This is a genomic window from Polaromonas sp. (assembly GCF_030680935.1).
Taxonomy (GTDB): Bacteria; Pseudomonadota; Gammaproteobacteria; order Burkholderiales; family Burkholderiaceae_C; genus Polaromonas.
The window spans coordinates 60,570-77,063 of sequence record NZ_JAUXUP010000026.1 but is presented as its reverse complement, the minus strand read 5'-3'; the positions used below and the strand labels follow the sequence as shown (position 1 = coordinate 77,063).

Sequence of the window (16,494 nt, the reverse complement as noted above, 5' to 3'; positions counted from 1 at the left end):
AAAAGGTGACGGACCTTGACCCCGGCACTGGCTCTGCAGTTAGGGCTGCTTGGTTCCCCATCTGACCCGGTTGGCCGCTTCACCATGCGGGAAGGCCCGTCGCTTTGTATTGTAAGGGCGGTGCGCCGGACTTAAAGGGCTATGCGGAGAAAAACCCCTGGCCTCGCGCTTTAGAATCGTCTCATGTCCTACCTCGTGCTTGCCCGCAAATACCGCCCCCGGAATTTTTCTGAAATGGTCGGGCAGGCGCATGTGGTGCAGGCCCTGGGCAACGCGCTGACGACACAGCGCCTTCACCATGCCTACCTTTTCACCGGCACGCGTGGCGTTGGCAAAACCACGATCTCGCGCATCCTGGCCAAGTCGCTCAACTGCCTGGGCGCGGACGGGCAGGGCGGCATCACGGCGACGCCCTGTGGCGTGTGCCAGGCCTGCACCGACATCGACAGCGGCCGTTTTGTGGATTACACCGAGCTCGACGCGGCCTCCAACCGCGGCGTTGACGAGATCGCGCAGTTGCTGGAGCAGGCGGTCTACAAACCCGTCGTTGGGCGCTTCAAGGTCTTCATGATCGACGAGGTGCACATGCTGACGAACACGGCCTTCAACGCCATGCTCAAGACGCTGGAAGAACCGCCCGAATACCTCAAATTTGTGCTGGCCACGACCGATCCGCAAAAAGTGCCGGCCACCGTGCTGTCGCGTTGCCTGCAGTTCAACCTGCGGCCCATGGCGCCCGAAACCATTCTTGAGCATCTGGGCCAGGTGCTGCAGGCGGAAGCGGTGGCTTCCGAGCCGCAGGCCCTGCGCCTGCTGGCGCGCGCCGCGCGCGGCTCCATGCGCGATGCACTGTCGCTGACCGACCAGGCGATTGCCTTCGGTTCCGGCCAGCTGCAGGAAGCCAGTGTGCGCCAGATGTTGGGCAGCGTGGACCGCAGTTATGTGTTCCAGCTGCTTGATGCGCTGGCGCATGGCGACGGCAAAAGTGTGGTTGAAACTTCCGAGGTGCTGCGTCTCAATGGCCTGAGCGCTGCATCCACTCTGGAGGAAATGGCCACCGTCCTGCAGCGCATGGCGGTGCTGCAGGCGGTTCCAGGTATCGGTGAGGGCGATGACGCCTCTGACCCCGACACCGCTGCGACGGCGCGGCTGGCGCAAACCATGCCGGCCGACGAGACGCAATTGCTGTACAGCCTGTGCCTGCATGGCCGCGCAGAGCTGGGGCTGGCGCCTGACGACTATGCGGCCCTCACCATGGTGCTGCTGCGCTTGCTGGCCTTCAAGCCTGCGGGAGGCGCCGTCGAGCCCGCAAAAAAGCCGTCGCCTGAGCGTGCCGCCAGCGCCACGGCCTTCCCTGAAAATGTAGAACGAAATAAGCCGCCAGCCCTTGGGGGACATGCGCAAGCAGCTCCTGAATTGATAGCAAAAAAGCGGCCTGATCAGCCAGCCGCAAGGGTGCCCGCTCCGTGGGAAGAGGCTCCGCCAAGCGCTGCCCCGATACCAGCGCCGGCCATCACCGCTGCGCCGCCGTCAGCCCTCGGCGTCAACCCGTTGGGTGACACCTGGGCCGAGCTGGTCAACCGCATGGTGGCGGCTGACATGGTGGCAGCGCTGGCGCGAGAGCTGGCCTTGCAGTCCGAATTGCGCTCGCAGGCCGGCGGCACCTGGACCTTGCGGGTCGAGCGCGAGTCATTGAACCAGGTCGCGGCGCGGGAAAAACTCCAGCTTGCCCTGCAAGCCGCCCTGCCGGACCAAGCTGCGCCGCAACTGGTGGTGGAGCTCGGCCCGGTGCTTGATACGCCCGCACGGCGCAATGCCGCCGCGCAGATTGAGCGCCAGCGCCAGGCCGAAGCAACGATTGAAAATGACCCGTTTGTGCAGGACATGGTGCGCCAGTGGGGCGCCCGTGTGGTACCAGGCAGCATCAAACCGCTGGCCCCCCTGGTCAGCAAGCCGATATGATTAATCACAAGTTTTTAAAGGAATACAGACATGTTCAACAAAGGACAACTTGCAGGCCTGATGAAGCAGGCGCAGGCCATGCAGGACAACCTCAAAAAGGCGCAGGACGAGCTGGCCTTTATCGAAGTCACCGCTGAGTCCGGCGCGGGCCTGGTCAAGGTCACCATGACCTGCAAACACGATGTCAAACGTGTCGAGATCGACCCCAGCCTGCTGGCGGAAGACAAAGACATGCTGGAAGACCTGGTGGCAGCGGCTTTCAACGCGGCAGTGCGAAAGGCGGAAGACCTGAGCCAGGAAAAAATGGGCAAGCTCACGGCGGGCATGCCAGGCCTGCCCGGCGGCATGAAACTCCCCTTCTGACTTTGGTATCTGCATTTACCAGCCGGGGCCGCGGGACTGGCTTTGCCTGAGCGCATGAGCAGCGCCCCTTTTTCAGTGCAAGGGGCAGAGAGCTGCCGAAGGCTCGCAGTGAGCGAACGTGGGGGCTCACAATAGATGGCTGACTCCAACGCTCTCGAAGGCCTGACCCAGGCGCTGCGGCGCCTGCCGGGGGTGGGCGCCAAGTCGGCCGCGCGCATGGCTTTTCATTTGTTGCAGCACGACAAACCGGGCGCCTTGCAGATTGCCCGCGCGTTGATACACGCGGTTGAAAGTGTCAAACACTGCGCCCTGTGCAACACCCTGACCGAGCACGAGGTTTGCAGCACCTGCGCCAACCCGGGCAGGGACCGCAGCAAACTCTGCGTGGTGGAGACCCCGGCCGACCAGGCGGCGCTGGAGCGTACGCTGGCTTATCGCGGCCTTTACTTTGTGTTGATGGGCAAGCTCAGTCCGCTGGACGGCATTGGCCCGCATGACATCGGGCTGCAGAAACTCTTTGACCGCGTCCTGCCCCGGGATGCGCAGGGTGAACCGGTCGCTGCCGTAGAGCGCGAGGTGCAGGAGGTCATCCTGGCCACCAACTTCACAGCCGAAGGCGAGGCCACCGCGCACGTGATTGCGCAGGCGCTGAAAAGCCGCAACGTGCAGGTCACCCGGCTGGCGCGCGGCGTGCCGGTGGGCAGCGAGCTGGAGTACGTTGACCTTGGCACCATCGCCCACGCACTGGTGGACCGGCGCTGATGCGTGGCCGCACCGTGTTTCAAACTGCTGTTGCTTTTATAGCTGCTCCCGCCCGTCTCCCGAAGTCCCAACGCCAGAAAGGCTCAAAAAATGACTTACGCCCGTTTCACCGTAGCCTACTGGTGCCTGCTGGTCGCGGCCTTGCTGCCTTTTGCCTGCGCTGCGCTGGCCAAATGGGGCATGTTTGGTGTGTCTGCACGTCTGGGCGGTTATGACAACCACAACCCGCGCGCCTGGCTGGCGCGTCAGACCGACTGGCGCGCGCGTGCCAACAGCGCGCAGGCCAACACCTTCGAGGCGCTGCCCTTCTTTTTTGCCGCCGTGATCATTGCGCACCAATTGCAGGCCTCGCAGGTGCGGCTTGATGTGTTTGCGTTTGTGTTTGTGGTGTTGCGCATGGCCTATGTGATCATGTATGTTGCCGACATGGCCAAAAGCCGTAGCGTCTTGTGGTTCCTGGCCTTGCTGGTCAACGTAGGCATACTTTTTCTGGGCTACCGGTAACGTCTGGTAACCGGGGGGAGTCCCCGTTCCGTACAAACCCGCACGGGATGATACCGATGCGGTTGATGGGGTGGCTGGCTATTCTCTTCTGAACACATAAAAACAGAGAGAGGATTGTTCATGAAGCCTGATTTCAGCCCGACGCGCCGAGGTTTTTCTGGGGTGGTGGCGCTTGCTGCCGCAACGCTGGCTTTCCCTGCGCTGCGCGCCCAGAGCAAGCTGGAGAAAACAAAAATCGCGCTGGCCGTGGGTGGCAAGGCCGCATTTTATTACCTGCCTTTGACCATTTCCGAGCAGCTTGGTTATTTCAAAGCCGAGGGCCTGGAGCTGGAGATCAGTGACTTTGCCGGCGGCGCGCGCGCCCTGCAGGCGGTGGTGGGTGGCTCGGCCGACGTGGTGTCGGGTGCTTACGAGCACACCATCAACCTGCAATCGAAAAACCAGATGTTCCAGGCCTTTGTGTTGCAGGGCAGGGCGCCGCAGATTGCCTTTGGTGTGTCCACCAAAAACATGCCCAACTACAAGTCGGTGGCAGACCTTCGGGGTAAAAAAATTGGTGTGTCGGCACCGGGGTCATCCACCAACATGATGGCCAACCTGGTGCTGTCGCGCGCAGGCATCAAGCCCGCTGATGTGAGTTTTATCGGCGTCGGCACGGCTGCCGGCGCACTGGCCGCGTTGCGTTCCGGGCAGATCGATGCGATGAGCAACACCGATCCCGTCATGACCATGCTGGAGCAAAAAGGCGAGGTCAAGATCATCTCTGACACCCGCACGCTCAAAGGCACGGTCGATGTGTTTGGCGGTCCCATGCCCGCCGCCTGCCTGTACGCGCCGCTGGAGTTCATCCAGAAAAATCCCAACACCTGCCAGGCGATGGCCAATGCCATCGTGCACGGGCTGAAGTGGCTGCAGACCGCCGGCCCGGGCGACATCATCAAGACCGTGCCCGAGAACTACCTGCTCGGTGACAGGGGCCTCTACCTGGCGTCCTTTGCCAAGGTGCGCGATGCGATTGCGCTCGACGGCATCCTGCCCGAAGAAGGCGCCAAAACAGCACTGAAGGCGCTGGCCAGTTTTGACCCCAGCATCAAGGTCGACAAGATTGACCTGAGCAAGACCTACACCAACGAATTTGCCCGCCGGGCCAAGGAAAAGTTCAAGGCCTGAATAGGGCCCCCACGGTCGTTGCCTTCGAGCCTGCGGCGGCTCCCTGCCCCTTGCACTGAAAAAGGGGCCGCTGCCCTTGCAGGGCGCCGCGCTGCCAGAGGCAGCGCATCTGGAGGCTGTCCAAGCCCGCTCAAGCGGGCTTGGACAGCCTCCAGCCTGCGGCCCGGCGGAGCCGGTTCCGCGGCCCCGGCTGGTTTGAACTCACACAGCCACGGCGCCGGTCCGTTCGCAGCGACAATTCAACCATGCCGGACCCGACCCAAAATCACACCGCTGACTGCGCGCTCGAACTGCTGGACATCACTTGTACCTTCAGATCACGGGACGATGCCGGGCCGGGCTACACCGCCGTCGGCCAGACCTCGCTGCGCATACGCGCCGGCGAGTTTGTCTCCGTGGTTGGCCCGACCGGTTGCGGCAAGTCCACCCTGCTCAATATCAGCGCCGGCCTGTTGCCGCCGACCTCCGGTACCGTCAAGGTCTTCGGCCAGACTTTACAGGGCATCAACACCCGCGCTGGCTACATGTTTCAGACCGAGGCGCTGATGCCCTGGCGCAGCGCCATCGACAACGTCATGGTGGGCTTGCAGTACCGGGGTGTGCCTGACACCGAGGCGCGTGAGCAGGCGCAGTCCTGGCTGGAGCGCGTGGGCCTGAGTGACTTTGGCGACCGTTACCCGCACCAGTTGTCTGGCGGCATGCGCAAGCGTACCGCGCTGGCCCAGGTGCTGGCGCTGGACCCCGACATCATCCTGATGGACGAGCCGTTTTCAGCACTGGACATCCAGACCCGCCAGCTCATGGAAAACGAAGTGCTGGATTTGTGGGCCGCCAAAAAGAAGGCGGTGCTGTTCATCACACACGACCTGGACGAAGCCATTGCCATGAGCGACCGCGTGGTGGTGCTGTCGGCCGGACCGGCGACCCGGCCCCTGGGGGAGTTCGAGATTGACTTGCCGCGCCCACGCAATGTCGCCGAGGTTCGCACCCAGCCGCGTTTCATCGAGCTGCACACGCAGATATGGAATGTGCTGCGCGACGAAGTGCTCAAGGGTTATGCGCAACAACTGAAGAGGGCCTGAACATGTGGTCCTCTCTCAAACCGTCTGCATCCAACCTGCGCGCATGGCAAGTCGGCATGCTGCTGGCTTTTCTGGCGCTGTGGCAGCTGGCTTCGCGGGATCAGCAACTGGCTTTCTTTCTGGGTGAGCCAGTCAAGGTGGCAGGGCGTGTCTGGTCCTGGTTCATGCCTTTTGGTTTTGGTCCCAGCCTCCTGTTCCCCGATGGCTTGCCGGGCAATGCCGACATTTACATCCATCTCGGCACCACCTTGCTGGAAACCGTGCTGGCCTTTGGCATCGGAACCATGCTGGGCCTGGCATGCGGCCTTTGGCTGGCGCTGGCGCCCACGGCCAGCGCCATCCTGGACCCGTATATCAAGGCCGCCAATTCAATGCCACGCGTGATTCTTGCGCCGATTTTCGCCATGTGGTTTGGACTGGGTATCTGGAGCAAGGTGGCGCTGGCGGTCACGCTGGTATTTTTCATTGTTTTCTTCAACGTGTACCAGGGTGTGAAAGAGGTCAGCCCGGTGGTGCTCAACAATGCGCGCATGCTCGGTGCCAACCAGCGGCAGTTGCTGCGCACCGTGTACCTGCCAAGTGCCACCAGCTGGGTTTTCTCCAGCCTGCATACCTCGGTGGGCCTGGCTTTTGTCGGTGCGGTGGTCGGTGAGTACCTGGGTTCTGCACGCGGTGTTGGTTACCTGATCCTGCAGGCGGAGGGCACGTTTGATGTGAACACCGTGTTTGCCGGGATTGTGGTGCTGACCGCGTTTGCGCTGGTGCTCGACGGCATCGTCGGGCGGGTCGAGAAAAAGCTCATGAAGTGGCAGCCGCGCACCGGCGATACGGAGAAACTGTGATGGGCTGTGTATTTCTGACGGTTGCGCAGGCCGGGGTACGGTAGCTGCTCCGTCCTACAGACGACCGGCAGGCCCGAAGCTACATTGAACGTTCACCGCCCAACACCGTGCGCTGTCGCTATCGGTGCTGACTCCATGCAAGGCAAGGGCGGTCTCATGACAAGGAACCCCCATGAATCTCTCGCTCCACCTCGGCCCCATCGTGTCTTTGATTGCCGGCATCCTGATTTTGATCATGCCCCGGCTTCTAAATTACATCGTTGCGATTTACCTCATTGTCATTGGTCTGATTGGCCTGTTTGGCAGCGGCTCACTGCGACTGTAATAACCCGCAGGCCAGTCAGCGCCTCGCAAGAGCAATGGCCAGCAGCTGCTGCTGCTGAGCAGGTGTGCGCGTGGCAATCAGCTTGAGCAGGCCGAAGCGGTCCAGCGCGTTGATGCCGTTGTTTTTCGCAAACTCGCTGGCGTTCTCGGTGAAGCTTGATCCGGTGGCGTAGGTGGCGCGCTTGAGGCCCCGCGCAGCCATCAAGGTAAGCAGGGGGTGGATATCGCGAACCAACAGCGGCTGCCCTGGCCATAACTTGCAAAGGGCAACTGCCACCGGGCTGTCCTTGCCCTGTTGGGCGTTGCGTGAATGAAGCCAGATGGTCACGCCGCCGGCGGCGCCATGGGACTGGGCGCGGGTTTCCAGACCACTTTGCGCAAACAGTGTTGCACACACAGCGTCAAACTGCTGCGGCGTCATGAAGTCAAATATCTCCGTCGTCCAGCCGGATCGCACCGGCGGCGGGCTTACAACGGGCCTGTTGACGGGCGCGACCGGTCGGCGGGGCGCATCAGCCACGGGAAAGTCGATCAGTTTGTCCATCTCAAAAGGCTTGTCCTCGGGGGCAGCCGGCTTGCCGGGCGCTGGCAATCGGGGCGGGCCATCGCCCCTGCCCAGCTTGGCCCACGGCGGTTCATAGGCAAGGGGATCGACATAAATCCCGGAAATGATCCGGTTGGTCAGGTAGCCGCCCGCCAGGACGACGCCGATCAGCAGCAGTGCGCCACCGACGGGACGCAGAGCCCGATTTTTGAAGGAAAGTAGCAGCAGGACGACGCCGGCAGCCAGAGCCAGCAGCCCGATGACGAAAAGAAAGCTAAACGGTGACTGGGCGGGTGCCTTGGCCTGGACTGGTTTGCGAGGAGTGCTGGCGACCATGTGAAATGCAGTCTGATTAGCTATTATGTTGATAGCTGATTACGCAGACTGGACAAGGGCGTCAAGGGATAACAACCGTGTACTTCAGGCTCTTGCCCGGCTAGCGTTTCTTGCTCTTGACCACGGCTTTGCCGGTGCTGCGCGGGACCGCCTTCACGGCGCCGCGTGTTTGCGCCCGCGCCGGCCGCGCCGCGCGCACCGGCAGGAAAAGCACTACCTGCTGCCCCAGCTTGAAGCTGGCTGTGGCGCTGACGCTGTTCCATTCGGCCACGCTGGCGACGCTTTGGCCGTAACGTCTGGCAATGCTGGCCACGGTTTCGCCCTTGCGCGCCTTGACAGTACTGCGGCGTGTGACGATCTCTGGTGCCAGCGTCATCTGCGCGTTGTCGGCCACATGGCTGGCCACGTCATCGTCCATTTTTGCGGTGCGCGACACCAGCAGGGTAGAGCCGGCCTTGATCAGCATGCGTGGCGGGATGTTGTTGACGCCGCGCAGGGCGTCTTCGCTCATGCCGACACGTCTGGCCGCATCGCCGACGCTGAGTGTGGCCGGCGCCGTCCAGGCGGTCCAGCTGGCGTATTGGCCCTGGGTGTAGGCCTCGAAGTTGCGCTGGAACACCTTGGCGTTGTCCCAGGGCAGCAGGATGTGCGGCGTGCCGGCGGCCAGAATGACCGGGCGGTGCGCCGACGGATTGAGCGCCTTGAAGTTGGCCAGCTCCACGTCGGCCAGTCTGGCGGCCAGCGCGACGTCGATGTCGCGGGTGATCTGCACCTGCTGGAAGTAGGGATGGTTCTCGATCACTGGCAGCTCGGCCCGAAAGGCCTGGGGGTTGGCCACAATGTTCTTGACGGCCTGCAGCTTGGGCACGTACAGCCGGGTTTCATCGGGCATGCGCAGATCGGTGTAGCTGGTGCCCAGCCCGTCTTTTTTATTCCTGGCGATGGCCCTGCCCACACTGCCCTCGCCCCAGTTGTACGCGGCCAGCGCCAGATGCCAGTCGCCAAACATGCGGTGCAGTTTTTGCAGGTAGTCCAGCGCGGCGCGTGTGGAGGCCAGTACATCGCGGCGGTCATCACGAAAGGCGTTTTGCTTCAAATCAAAATACCTGCCGGTGGCCGGCATGAACTGCCACATGCCAGCGGCCTTGGCGCTGGACACCGCCTGCGGGTTGAAGGCACTTTCAATGTAGGGCAGCAAGGCCAGCTCGGTCGGCATGTTGCGGCGTTCAAGCTCTTCAACAATGTGAAACAGGTATTTGCTGGAGCGCTCGGTCATGCGCTGGATGTAGTCGGGCCGACTGGCATACCACTGCTCGCGGTCGGTCACCAGTTCGCCTTCCAGGTTGGGCATGGCGAAGCCACGGCGCATGCGGTCCCACAAATCAGCGGGCGTCTGGGTAGCGGTCACCGCGCTGGACGTTGCCTGGGCCCGGTCAATCGGTGTCAGCGGACCGCTGGGGTAAACCGGTTTGGCAGCCGATGCGGGAACCGATGAGGTACTCAGTACCGGGTCGCCGGGCATGCCGGTCGGGCTGGTGCTGGCACAGCCGGCGAGCACCGCGACTGCGAGCAAGGCAACAAGGGAAGGAAGTCGGGTGATACGGCTGGCAGCACGGCCATGAAAGATGAGTGAAGGTGAAGAGGGCGGGGCGTACGGCTCGGTCATTTGAATTGGTTCTTCCATTGCCGGATGGCGGCAAATTGGGTGTTCTCGTCATGGGCCGCCGGGTCAAAACGTCTGGCCGCGGCCACCACCGTGGGATGTCGGGTACGCAAAAACGGGTTGATCAGCAGTTCCTGGTCAATCGACGTGGGCAAGGTCGGCTCTCCGTTGTTCCGCAAAGCAGTACAGCGTGCATGGTAACCAATCAAGTCCTTGTTGTCAGGTTCTACCGCCAGGGCAAAACGCAGATTACCCATGGTGTATTCATGGGTACAGCAGACAACCGTGTTGCCAGGCAGCGCGGCCAGGCGATCCAGCGATGCCAGCATCTGCGCCGGGGTGCCTTCAAACAGGCGCCCGCAGCCACCTGAAAACAGCGTGTCGCCGCAGAACAGCAAAGGGCTGCCGTCCCTTTCGGGTGCGAAAAATGCAATATGCCCGGCGGTGTGCCCTGGCACGTCGATGACCTGGAAGTTCAGCCCGAGTGCCTGCACCGTGTCGCCATCGGCCAGCGGCGTAAACGGCCCGGGTATGCGCTCACGTGCCGGGCCAAACACTTTGGCGCCCGTGGCGCGCCGCAACGCTTCCACGCCGCCGGTGTGGTCCGCGTGATGGTGCGTGACTAGAATCGACTCTAATTGAAGCTGCCGGTCTTGCAGCGCCTGAAACACGGGCGCCGCATCGCCTGGATCGACAATCAGCGCGCGGCGGCCGTCGTCGAGCATCCACAGGTAGTTGTCGTCAAATGCGGGGATGGGTGTCAGGAACATGCAGCAGTCTTCATGGGCTCACAAATTATAGGATTCACAGACTGGATCAAAACCCCGCCCGGCGAGTATTTGCTGGCGTGGGAGCGCGAGCGATTTGACCAGGCCGTCGCCGACATGTTTGGCTACCACGCCCTGCAGCTCGGCCTGCCCGAACTCGACGCGCTGGGCAGCAACCGCATGCCGCACAAATGGCTGGCGGCGCAGGGCTCCGAATCCGCATCATCCGCCAACGCGGGTCAGAGCGCCAGGCCGGCAGCGAGTTCCCCGCGCATCGCCTTGTTGAGCGATTCAGCCGCCTTGCCTTTTCCTGCCAACAGCCTGGACCTGGTGCTGTTGCCACATACGCTGGAACTCAGCATTGACCCGCATGCGACCCTGCGCGAAGTCGAGCGTGTGCTGGTGCCGGAAGGCCGCGTGGTCATCACCGGCCTGAACCCTGCCAGCCTCTGGGGCTTGCGCCAGCGCCGGGCGCATTTTTACCGGCGCCTGGGTTATGGCGAGTTGTTTCTGCCTGAAGCCGGCGAATTTATTGGTTACTGGCGGCTGCGCGACTGGCTGCGCCTGCTCAGCTTTGAGGTCGAATCCGGCCAGTTCGGCTGTTACCGGCCTGCAGTCAGCCGCGCAGCGTCGCTGGAGCGGTTTTCCTGGATGGACAAGGTGGGCCAGCGCTGGTGGCCTATTTTTGGAGCCCTGTATTTTCTGGTGGCAGTCAAGCGCGTGCGAGGCATGCGCCTGCTGGAGCCTAACTGGAAAACACAAAAGGCAGGCGCCGCCGCGCCGGCCGTGATTGCCAATCAGGTGCGGCGCCCCGGCACATTTTCACTTCATCCCAATCACCACAAAAAACTGGATACCCCGGATTCATGACAGACGATTTACAGACAGCGGCCCAACAGGTGGTGATCTACACCGACGGCGCCTGCAAGGGCAACCCCGGCCCGGGTGGTTGGGGCGCGATGTTGACCAGCGGCGACACGCTCAAGGAGCTGTTCGGGGGCGAACTGGGCACCACCAACAACCGCATGGAGATGACGGCGGTGATTGAAGCCCTGGCCGCGCTCAAGCGGCCCTGCCGCGTTACGCTTTATCTGGACAGCGAATATGTGCGCAAGGGCATCACCGAATGGATCAGCGGCTGGAAGGCCAGGGGTTGGCGCACCGCAGCCAAACAGCCGGTAAAAAACGTGGATCTCTGGCAAAAACTCGACACACTGGTCAGCAGCGGCGGCCACACCATTGATTGGCGTTGGGTCAAGGGCCATGCCGGCGACCCCGGCAACGAGCGCGCCGATGCGCTGGCCAACATGGGTGTGGAGCGAGCGCTGGGTCGCCGCTGAACAGGGCGCCTGTGCCCACCCGCGAGCGCGAAAAGTGGGCAAAACAAGCATACACATTATCGCAGCCGACAAGGCAGCCCCAACTCGACTGGCGTGGGTAAAGCCCTTGTAAAGCCGCCAGGAAAAAGAGCGTCGGAGAAGCCCGCAGCCTGTACAGCCCGAAGCGTCCTGATACATTGGAAGTTCGTTTCCTTTTATAACAAGTCTTCATGGCTAAAAAAGCAACTTACATGGTGATCGCGGTGGCCGGCATTGCCGCAGCGTCGGGTGCAGCCTGGTGGTACCAGAAGCCTGCCTCCGGCGATACGGTAGCGCAGCCTGCGCTTGCTGCGCCTGGCTCGGTCGCCAGTGCGGCCGGTACCCGCGCAAGGCCGCCCTCGGTGGAAGCGGCCCGGGTGGAGCTGGCGCGGCTCAGCGACGACACCTCGGCGGTGGGCAGCCTGCGCTCACGCCGTGGGGTGGTGTTGCGGCCCGAGGTCAGCGGCCGTATCACCGCGCTCAATTTCACGGATGGGCAGCGCGTGCGCATGGGGCAGGTGCTGGTTCAGTTTGACGACCAGCTGCCGCTGGCACAAGTCCAGCAAAGCCAGGCCGAGCTGTCGATAGCCCAGGCCAACCAGAAACGCAACCAGGAACTGGTGGCGCAAAATTTCATCAGCCAGCGCTCGCTGGATGAAAGCGCGGCCAATCTGCAGGTCGCGCAAGCCAAGCTGGCGCTGGCCAAAGCCACGGCCGCACGGCTGAAAATCGTCGCGCCGTTTGACGGCATTGCCGGTATCCGGCTGGTCAACGTGGGCGACTACCTGAAAGACGGCGCAGACATTGTCAACATCGAAGACATCGAAGCGATTTTTGTGGATTTCAGGTTGCCTGAGCGCTTTCAGAGCAAGGTCAAACGGGGTCAGACGGCCCTGCTCGACATTGATGCGTTGCCAGGGCGCAAATACAGCGCGCAGATTCAGGCGATTGACCCGCTGATCGATGCCAATGGGCGCTCTGTGGGCATCCGGGCTTGTATTGACAACCGCCAGTTGCAGCTCAGGCCTGGCATGTTTGCGCGGGTCAATACTGTTTTTGGTGTGCGTGAAGGCGCACGCGTGATCCCCGAGGAAGCCATTGTTCCCCAGGGCGGCCGACAGTTTGTCATCAAGCTGCTGGGCGGGCCGGACGAAAAAACCCGCACAACCCAGCGCGTGGAAGTCAAGCTCGGTCTGCGCAGCCCCGGCAAGGTGGAAATTCTGGAAGGGCTTGAAGCCGGTGACAGCGTGGTGACGGCGGGCCAGCAGCGGGTGCAACGCGACGGGACGGTGGTCACTGTGGTCGATCTGGCCAGTGCGCGTGCGGGGGGGCCAGGCCCTTCCGCCGCAGCGTCTTCGGCCGGCGCTTCTGCAACGGGGCCAGCGCCACCGCCTTCGTCTGCTGCTGCGCCAGCCGCCTCGTCCCCGGTTGGGCCGCGCGGAGACAAGGCGCTTGCTGCTGCGCCCGCAGCGCGGATGTCGACTTCCGGGCCAAACCCCTGCGGATCCGTTGTTGCCGAGTTGCCGACCGCCTCGAAAGCGGGGCGCAATGCGGCCACCCCGGATCGCCGTCCGGCGGCAGCGGCGCGTGATCCGGCCTGAATACTGACCCGGTGACCGAAGAGGCAGCCCTTTATGCAACTAGCTGAAATTTCCATACGACGGCCCGTCTTTGCCACCGTGCTCTCGCTGTTGATCGTACTGGTGGGAGCGGTCAGTTTCAGCCGCCTGGCGGTGCGCGAGTACCCGAAAATCGATGAGCCGGTAGTCACCGTGAGCGTGCGTTATGCCGGCGCGTCGGCCGAGGTGATTGAGTCACAGGTCACCAAGCCGCTGGAAGACTCGATCGCTGGCATTGATGCGGTCGATGTCATCACTTCCATCAGCCGGGCAGAGCAGGCGCAGATCTCGGTGCGCTTCCGGCTTGAAAAAGATGCAGACGCCGCCGCCGCCGAGGTACGTGACCGCACGTCGCGTGTACGCAACCGCTTGCCGCAGGCGATCGAGGAACCGGTGATCGCCAAGGTAGAGGCCGATGCCTTCCCGGTTATTTTTCTGGCTTTCAGCAGCGAAACGCTGTCTCGTTTGCAGATCAATGACCTGATCAACCGGGTCGTCAAATCGCGCCTGCAGACGGTGAGCGGTGTGGCGGATGTGCGCATTTTTGGTGAGCGCAAATATGCCATGCGTGTCTGGCTGGATGCCGACAAGCTGGCCGGTTACAAGCTCACGACCCAGGATGTGGAAGACGCCCTCAGGCGCAGCAACCTGGAACTGCCGGCCGGACGCATTGAATCCCAACAACGTGAGTTCAGCGTCACCTCCCAGACCGACCTGGTGCGCCCGGCGCAGTTTTCAGAGATTGTCATCAAAAGCGTCAACGGTTTTCCCGTCAAGATCCGGGATGTGGCCCGGGTGGAAGAGGCCGCCGCCGACGAGCGCAGCGCCGTGCGGCTCAATGGCCGCTCGGCGGTGGCTGTCGGCGTGATACGGCAGGCGACAGCCAACCCGCTGGTGCTCTCCAAGGGGGTGCGCGAGATGATCCCGCGCCTGCAGGCAGACCTGCCCGGCGGCATGTTGATTGACGTGGCCAACGACAACTCGATCTTCATCGACCGCTCCGTCAAAAACGTCTACAGGACCATTGCCGAGGCGGTGGCTCTGGTGGCGCTGGTGATTTTTGTGTTTCTGCGCACTTTCCGTGCCTCCATCATTCCCATCGTCACCATTCCTGTGAGTCTGGTGGGTACCTTTGCGCTGATGGCGCTGGCCGGGTTCACGATCAACACCCTGACTTTGCTGGCTTTGGTGCTGGCCATTGGGCTCGTCGTTGACGATGCAATTGTGATGCTGGAGAATATTTTCCGGCACATCGAGGAGGGACTGGACCCTTTCTCTGCAGCGATCAAGGGCGCGCGTGAAATTGGCTTTGCAGTCGTCACCATGACGGCCACGCTGGTGGCGGTGTATGCGCCACTGGCTTTTACCCCCGGGCGAACCGGGCGGCTGTTTGTCGAGTTTGCGTTGGCGCTGGCCGGTGCGGTGGTGGTGTCGGGCCTGGTCGCCCTGACCCTGACGCCGATGATGTGTTCGCTCTTGCTCAAGCACAACCCCAAGCCCAACTGGTTTGACCGCTCCATGGAGCGTTGGCTGACGACGCTCTCGGATCGCTACGGAACGGCTTTGCGCTGGGTCGTCTCGCGCCGCTACCGCGCTGCACCGGGCGAGAAAGGTGTGGCCAGCAAAATCAAGGGGGTGGTGTTGCAGGCGCGTTGGATGGTGGTGGCGGTCATGCTGGTTTGTGCAGCTGCCATTGCACTGGTGTTCCCGTCCATGAAGCAGGAGTTATCACCGCTGGAAGACCGGGGCACGATACTGGCCACCGTGACTGCGCCGGACGGTGCCACGCTGGACTACACCAACCGGTATGCGCTGGCGCTGGAAAAAATTGGTCAGCCCTACAAAGAATTCGACCGCATTTTTGCCAATGTGGGCAACCCCACGGTGTCACAGGCCAGCGTGGTCTACCGCACCGTGGACTGGGAAAACCGCAAGCGCAGTACGCTGGAACTGGCGCGCGAAATGCAACCCAAATTTGCCAGCCTGCCGGGCGTGACGGCGTTTCCGATCACACCTCCTTCGCTGGGCCAGGGCTTTCGCGAGCGGCCCGTCAACTTTGTGATCCAGACATCGGACAGCTACCAGAACCTCAACCTGGTGGCTCGCCAGATGATGGACGAAATTGCCAAAAACCCCGGCATCCAGTCGCCCGATGTGGACCTGCGCCTGAACAAACCCGAGTTGCGTATTGAAGTCAATCGCGACAAGGCGGCAGATCTGGGCGTCAGTGTGGAGGTGGTCGCCAAGGCGCTGGAGACCATGCTGGGCGGGCGCAATGTGACGCGCTACAAACGCGACGCTGAGCAATACGACGTGATTGTCCAGACCCAGGCCAGTGGCCGCAGTACGCCAGAAGACATTGACGGCATTTATGTACGCGGCCGCAACGAGGCCATGATTCCGCTGTCGGCGCTGGTCAAGGTGCGCGAAAGCGTGTCGCCGCGCGAGCTCAACCACTTTGGCCAGCGCCGCTCAGCCACCATCACTGCCAATCTGTCGCCTGATTATTCCCTTGGACAGGCCCTGAGCTTCATGGACCAGACAGCGGCCAAGGTGCTCAAAGCGGGCTACACCACGGACTTGAACGGCACCTCACGCGAATTCAAAAGTTCGCAGGGCGCGCTGGCGATTGTGTTTGTGCTTGCGCTGCTGTTCATCTTTCTGGTGCTGGCCGCGCAGTTCGAGAGTTTTGTCGATCCGCTGGTGATCATGTTGTCGGTGCCGCTGTCCATGATTGGCGCGCTGCTGGCACTGAAATGGTCGGGCGGCTCGCTCAATGTCTATTCACAAATTGGCCTGATCACCCTGGTCGGCCTGATCACCAAACATGGCATATTGATTGTCGAGTTCACGAACCAGTTGCGCGGGCAGGGCATGGACATGATCGAGGCCCTGATCAAGGCCTCGTCGCAGCGCCTGCGCCCCATCCTGATGACCACTGGCGCCATGGTGCTGGGTGCCCTGCCGCTGGCGTTGGCCACCGGTGCCGGTGCGGAAAGCCGCGTCCAGATCGGCTGGGTGATTGTGGGTGGCATGTCGCTGGGTACCTTGCTGACCGTGTTTGTGGTGCCCACCATGTATTCGCTGTTTGCGCGCAAGAAGATACCGGGTGCCAATACGGCCGAAGCCAAAGAGTTGCCCGGTTTGCCGCGTGAAGGTGAACTGGTCGCCAAATAGGATTTCCGCCGCCGACTGCTT

General features: G+C 62.3%; 15 protein-coding genes and 1 other RNA gene. 12 read left to right on the top strand and 4 right to left on the bottom strand.

Translation table 11 applies throughout. The features are described from left to right. Positions 1-4 precede the first annotated feature (4 nt). Positions 5-101, bottom strand: an RNA gene (gene ffs, locus Q8L50_RS07300) — signal recognition particle sRNA small type. A gap of 82 nt (positions 102-183) precedes the next feature. On the opposite strand from ffs, the gene dnaX reads away from it, so the two are divergent. From dnaX to Q8L50_RS07260, 8 genes are all read left to right on the top strand, one after another. Then, a complete protein-coding gene (gene dnaX, locus Q8L50_RS07295) occupies positions 184-1,962 on the top strand; it encodes a DNA polymerase III subunit gamma/tau (protein WP_305348001.1) in 1,779 nt (592 codons plus the stop codon). Positions 1,963-1,992: 30 nt separating this feature from the next. After that, positions 1,993-2,325 carry a YbaB/EbfC family nucleoid-associated protein gene (locus Q8L50_RS07290; RefSeq protein WP_305348000.1) on the top strand — a complete coding sequence of 111 codons (333 nt, stop codon included), beginning with the start codon at positions 1,993-1,995 and terminating at the stop codon, positions 2,323-2,325. Between the two features lie 135 nt (positions 2,326-2,460). Further along, positions 2,461-3,087 carry a recombination mediator RecR gene (gene recR / locus Q8L50_RS07285; protein WP_305347999.1) on the top strand — a complete coding sequence of 209 codons (627 nt, stop codon included), beginning with the start codon at positions 2,461-2,463 and terminating at the stop codon, positions 3,085-3,087. A gap of 90 nt (positions 3,088-3,177) precedes the next feature. Continuing rightward, complete coding sequence (locus Q8L50_RS07280) at positions 3,178-3,591, top strand: MAPEG family protein (RefSeq protein WP_305347998.1); 414 nt, start codon at positions 3,178-3,180, stop codon at positions 3,589-3,591. 120 nt (positions 3,592-3,711) lie between these two features. After that, the gene (locus tag Q8L50_RS07275) at positions 3,712-4,761 is read left to right on the top strand and encodes an ABC transporter substrate-binding protein (RefSeq protein WP_305347997.1); all 1,050 of its coding nucleotides are present in this window, start codon (positions 3,712-3,714) and stop codon (positions 4,759-4,761) included. 245 nt (positions 4,762-5,006) lie between these two features. Continuing rightward, on the top strand, positions 5,007-5,843 hold the full coding sequence (locus tag Q8L50_RS07270; RefSeq protein ID WP_305347996.1) for an ABC transporter ATP-binding protein: 837 nt from the start codon (positions 5,007-5,009) through the stop codon (positions 5,841-5,843). A gap of 2 nt (positions 5,844-5,845) precedes the next feature. Continuing rightward, complete coding sequence (locus Q8L50_RS07265) at positions 5,846-6,685, top strand: ABC transporter permease (protein ID WP_305347995.1); 840 nt, start codon at positions 5,846-5,848, stop codon at positions 6,683-6,685. Positions 6,686-6,857: 172 nt separating this feature from the next. Beyond that, a complete protein-coding gene (locus tag Q8L50_RS07260; protein WP_305347994.1) occupies positions 6,858-7,010 on the top strand; it encodes a DUF3096 domain-containing protein in 153 nt (50 codons plus the stop codon). Between the two features lie 15 nt (positions 7,011-7,025). Here Q8L50_RS07260 and Q8L50_RS07255 read toward each other — a convergent pair whose 3' ends face one another. From Q8L50_RS07255 to gloB, 3 genes are all read right to left on the bottom strand, one after another. Then, the gene (locus tag Q8L50_RS07255) at positions 7,026-7,889 is read right to left on the bottom strand and encodes a restriction endonuclease (protein ID WP_305347993.1); all 864 of its coding nucleotides are present in this window, start codon (positions 7,887-7,889) and stop codon (positions 7,026-7,028) included. A gap of 100 nt (positions 7,890-7,989) precedes the next feature. Next, positions 7,990-9,411 (bottom strand): transglycosylase SLT domain-containing protein, encoded by a 1,422-nt coding sequence (locus Q8L50_RS07250; protein WP_305348049.1) that lies wholly within the window; start codon positions 9,409-9,411, stop codon positions 7,990-7,992. 140 nt (positions 9,412-9,551) lie between these two features. Further along, positions 9,552-10,322, bottom strand: coding sequence for a hydroxyacylglutathione hydrolase (gene gloB, locus Q8L50_RS07245; protein ID WP_305347992.1), 771 nt, complete (start codon positions 10,320-10,322; stop codon positions 9,552-9,554). Between the two features lie 12 nt (positions 10,323-10,334). Here gloB and Q8L50_RS07240 point away from each other — a divergent pair, with 12 nt between their 5' ends. The 4 genes from Q8L50_RS07240 to Q8L50_RS07225 all read left to right on the top strand — a co-directional run bounded on the left by Q8L50_RS07240 (position 10,335) and on the right by Q8L50_RS07225 (position 16,473). Next, a complete protein-coding gene (locus tag Q8L50_RS07240; RefSeq protein WP_305347991.1) occupies positions 10,335-11,189 on the top strand; it encodes a class I SAM-dependent methyltransferase in 855 nt (284 codons plus the stop codon). Then, a complete protein-coding gene (gene rnhA, locus Q8L50_RS07235) occupies positions 11,186-11,659 on the top strand; it encodes a ribonuclease HI (RefSeq protein WP_305347990.1) in 474 nt (157 codons plus the stop codon). Before Q8L50_RS07240 ends, rnhA begins: the two co-directional genes overlap by 4 nt. A gap of 209 nt (positions 11,660-11,868) precedes the next feature. Next, positions 11,869-13,278, top strand: a complete 1,410-nt coding sequence (locus tag Q8L50_RS07230) for an efflux RND transporter periplasmic adaptor subunit (protein WP_305347989.1) — start codon at positions 11,869-11,871, stop codon at positions 13,276-13,278. Between the two features lie 33 nt (positions 13,279-13,311). Further along, positions 13,312-16,473 carry an efflux RND transporter permease subunit gene (locus Q8L50_RS07225; protein WP_305347988.1) on the top strand — a complete coding sequence of 1,054 codons (3,162 nt, stop codon included), beginning with the start codon at positions 13,312-13,314 and terminating at the stop codon, positions 16,471-16,473. The last annotated feature ends 21 nt before the right edge of the window (positions 16,474-16,494 follow it).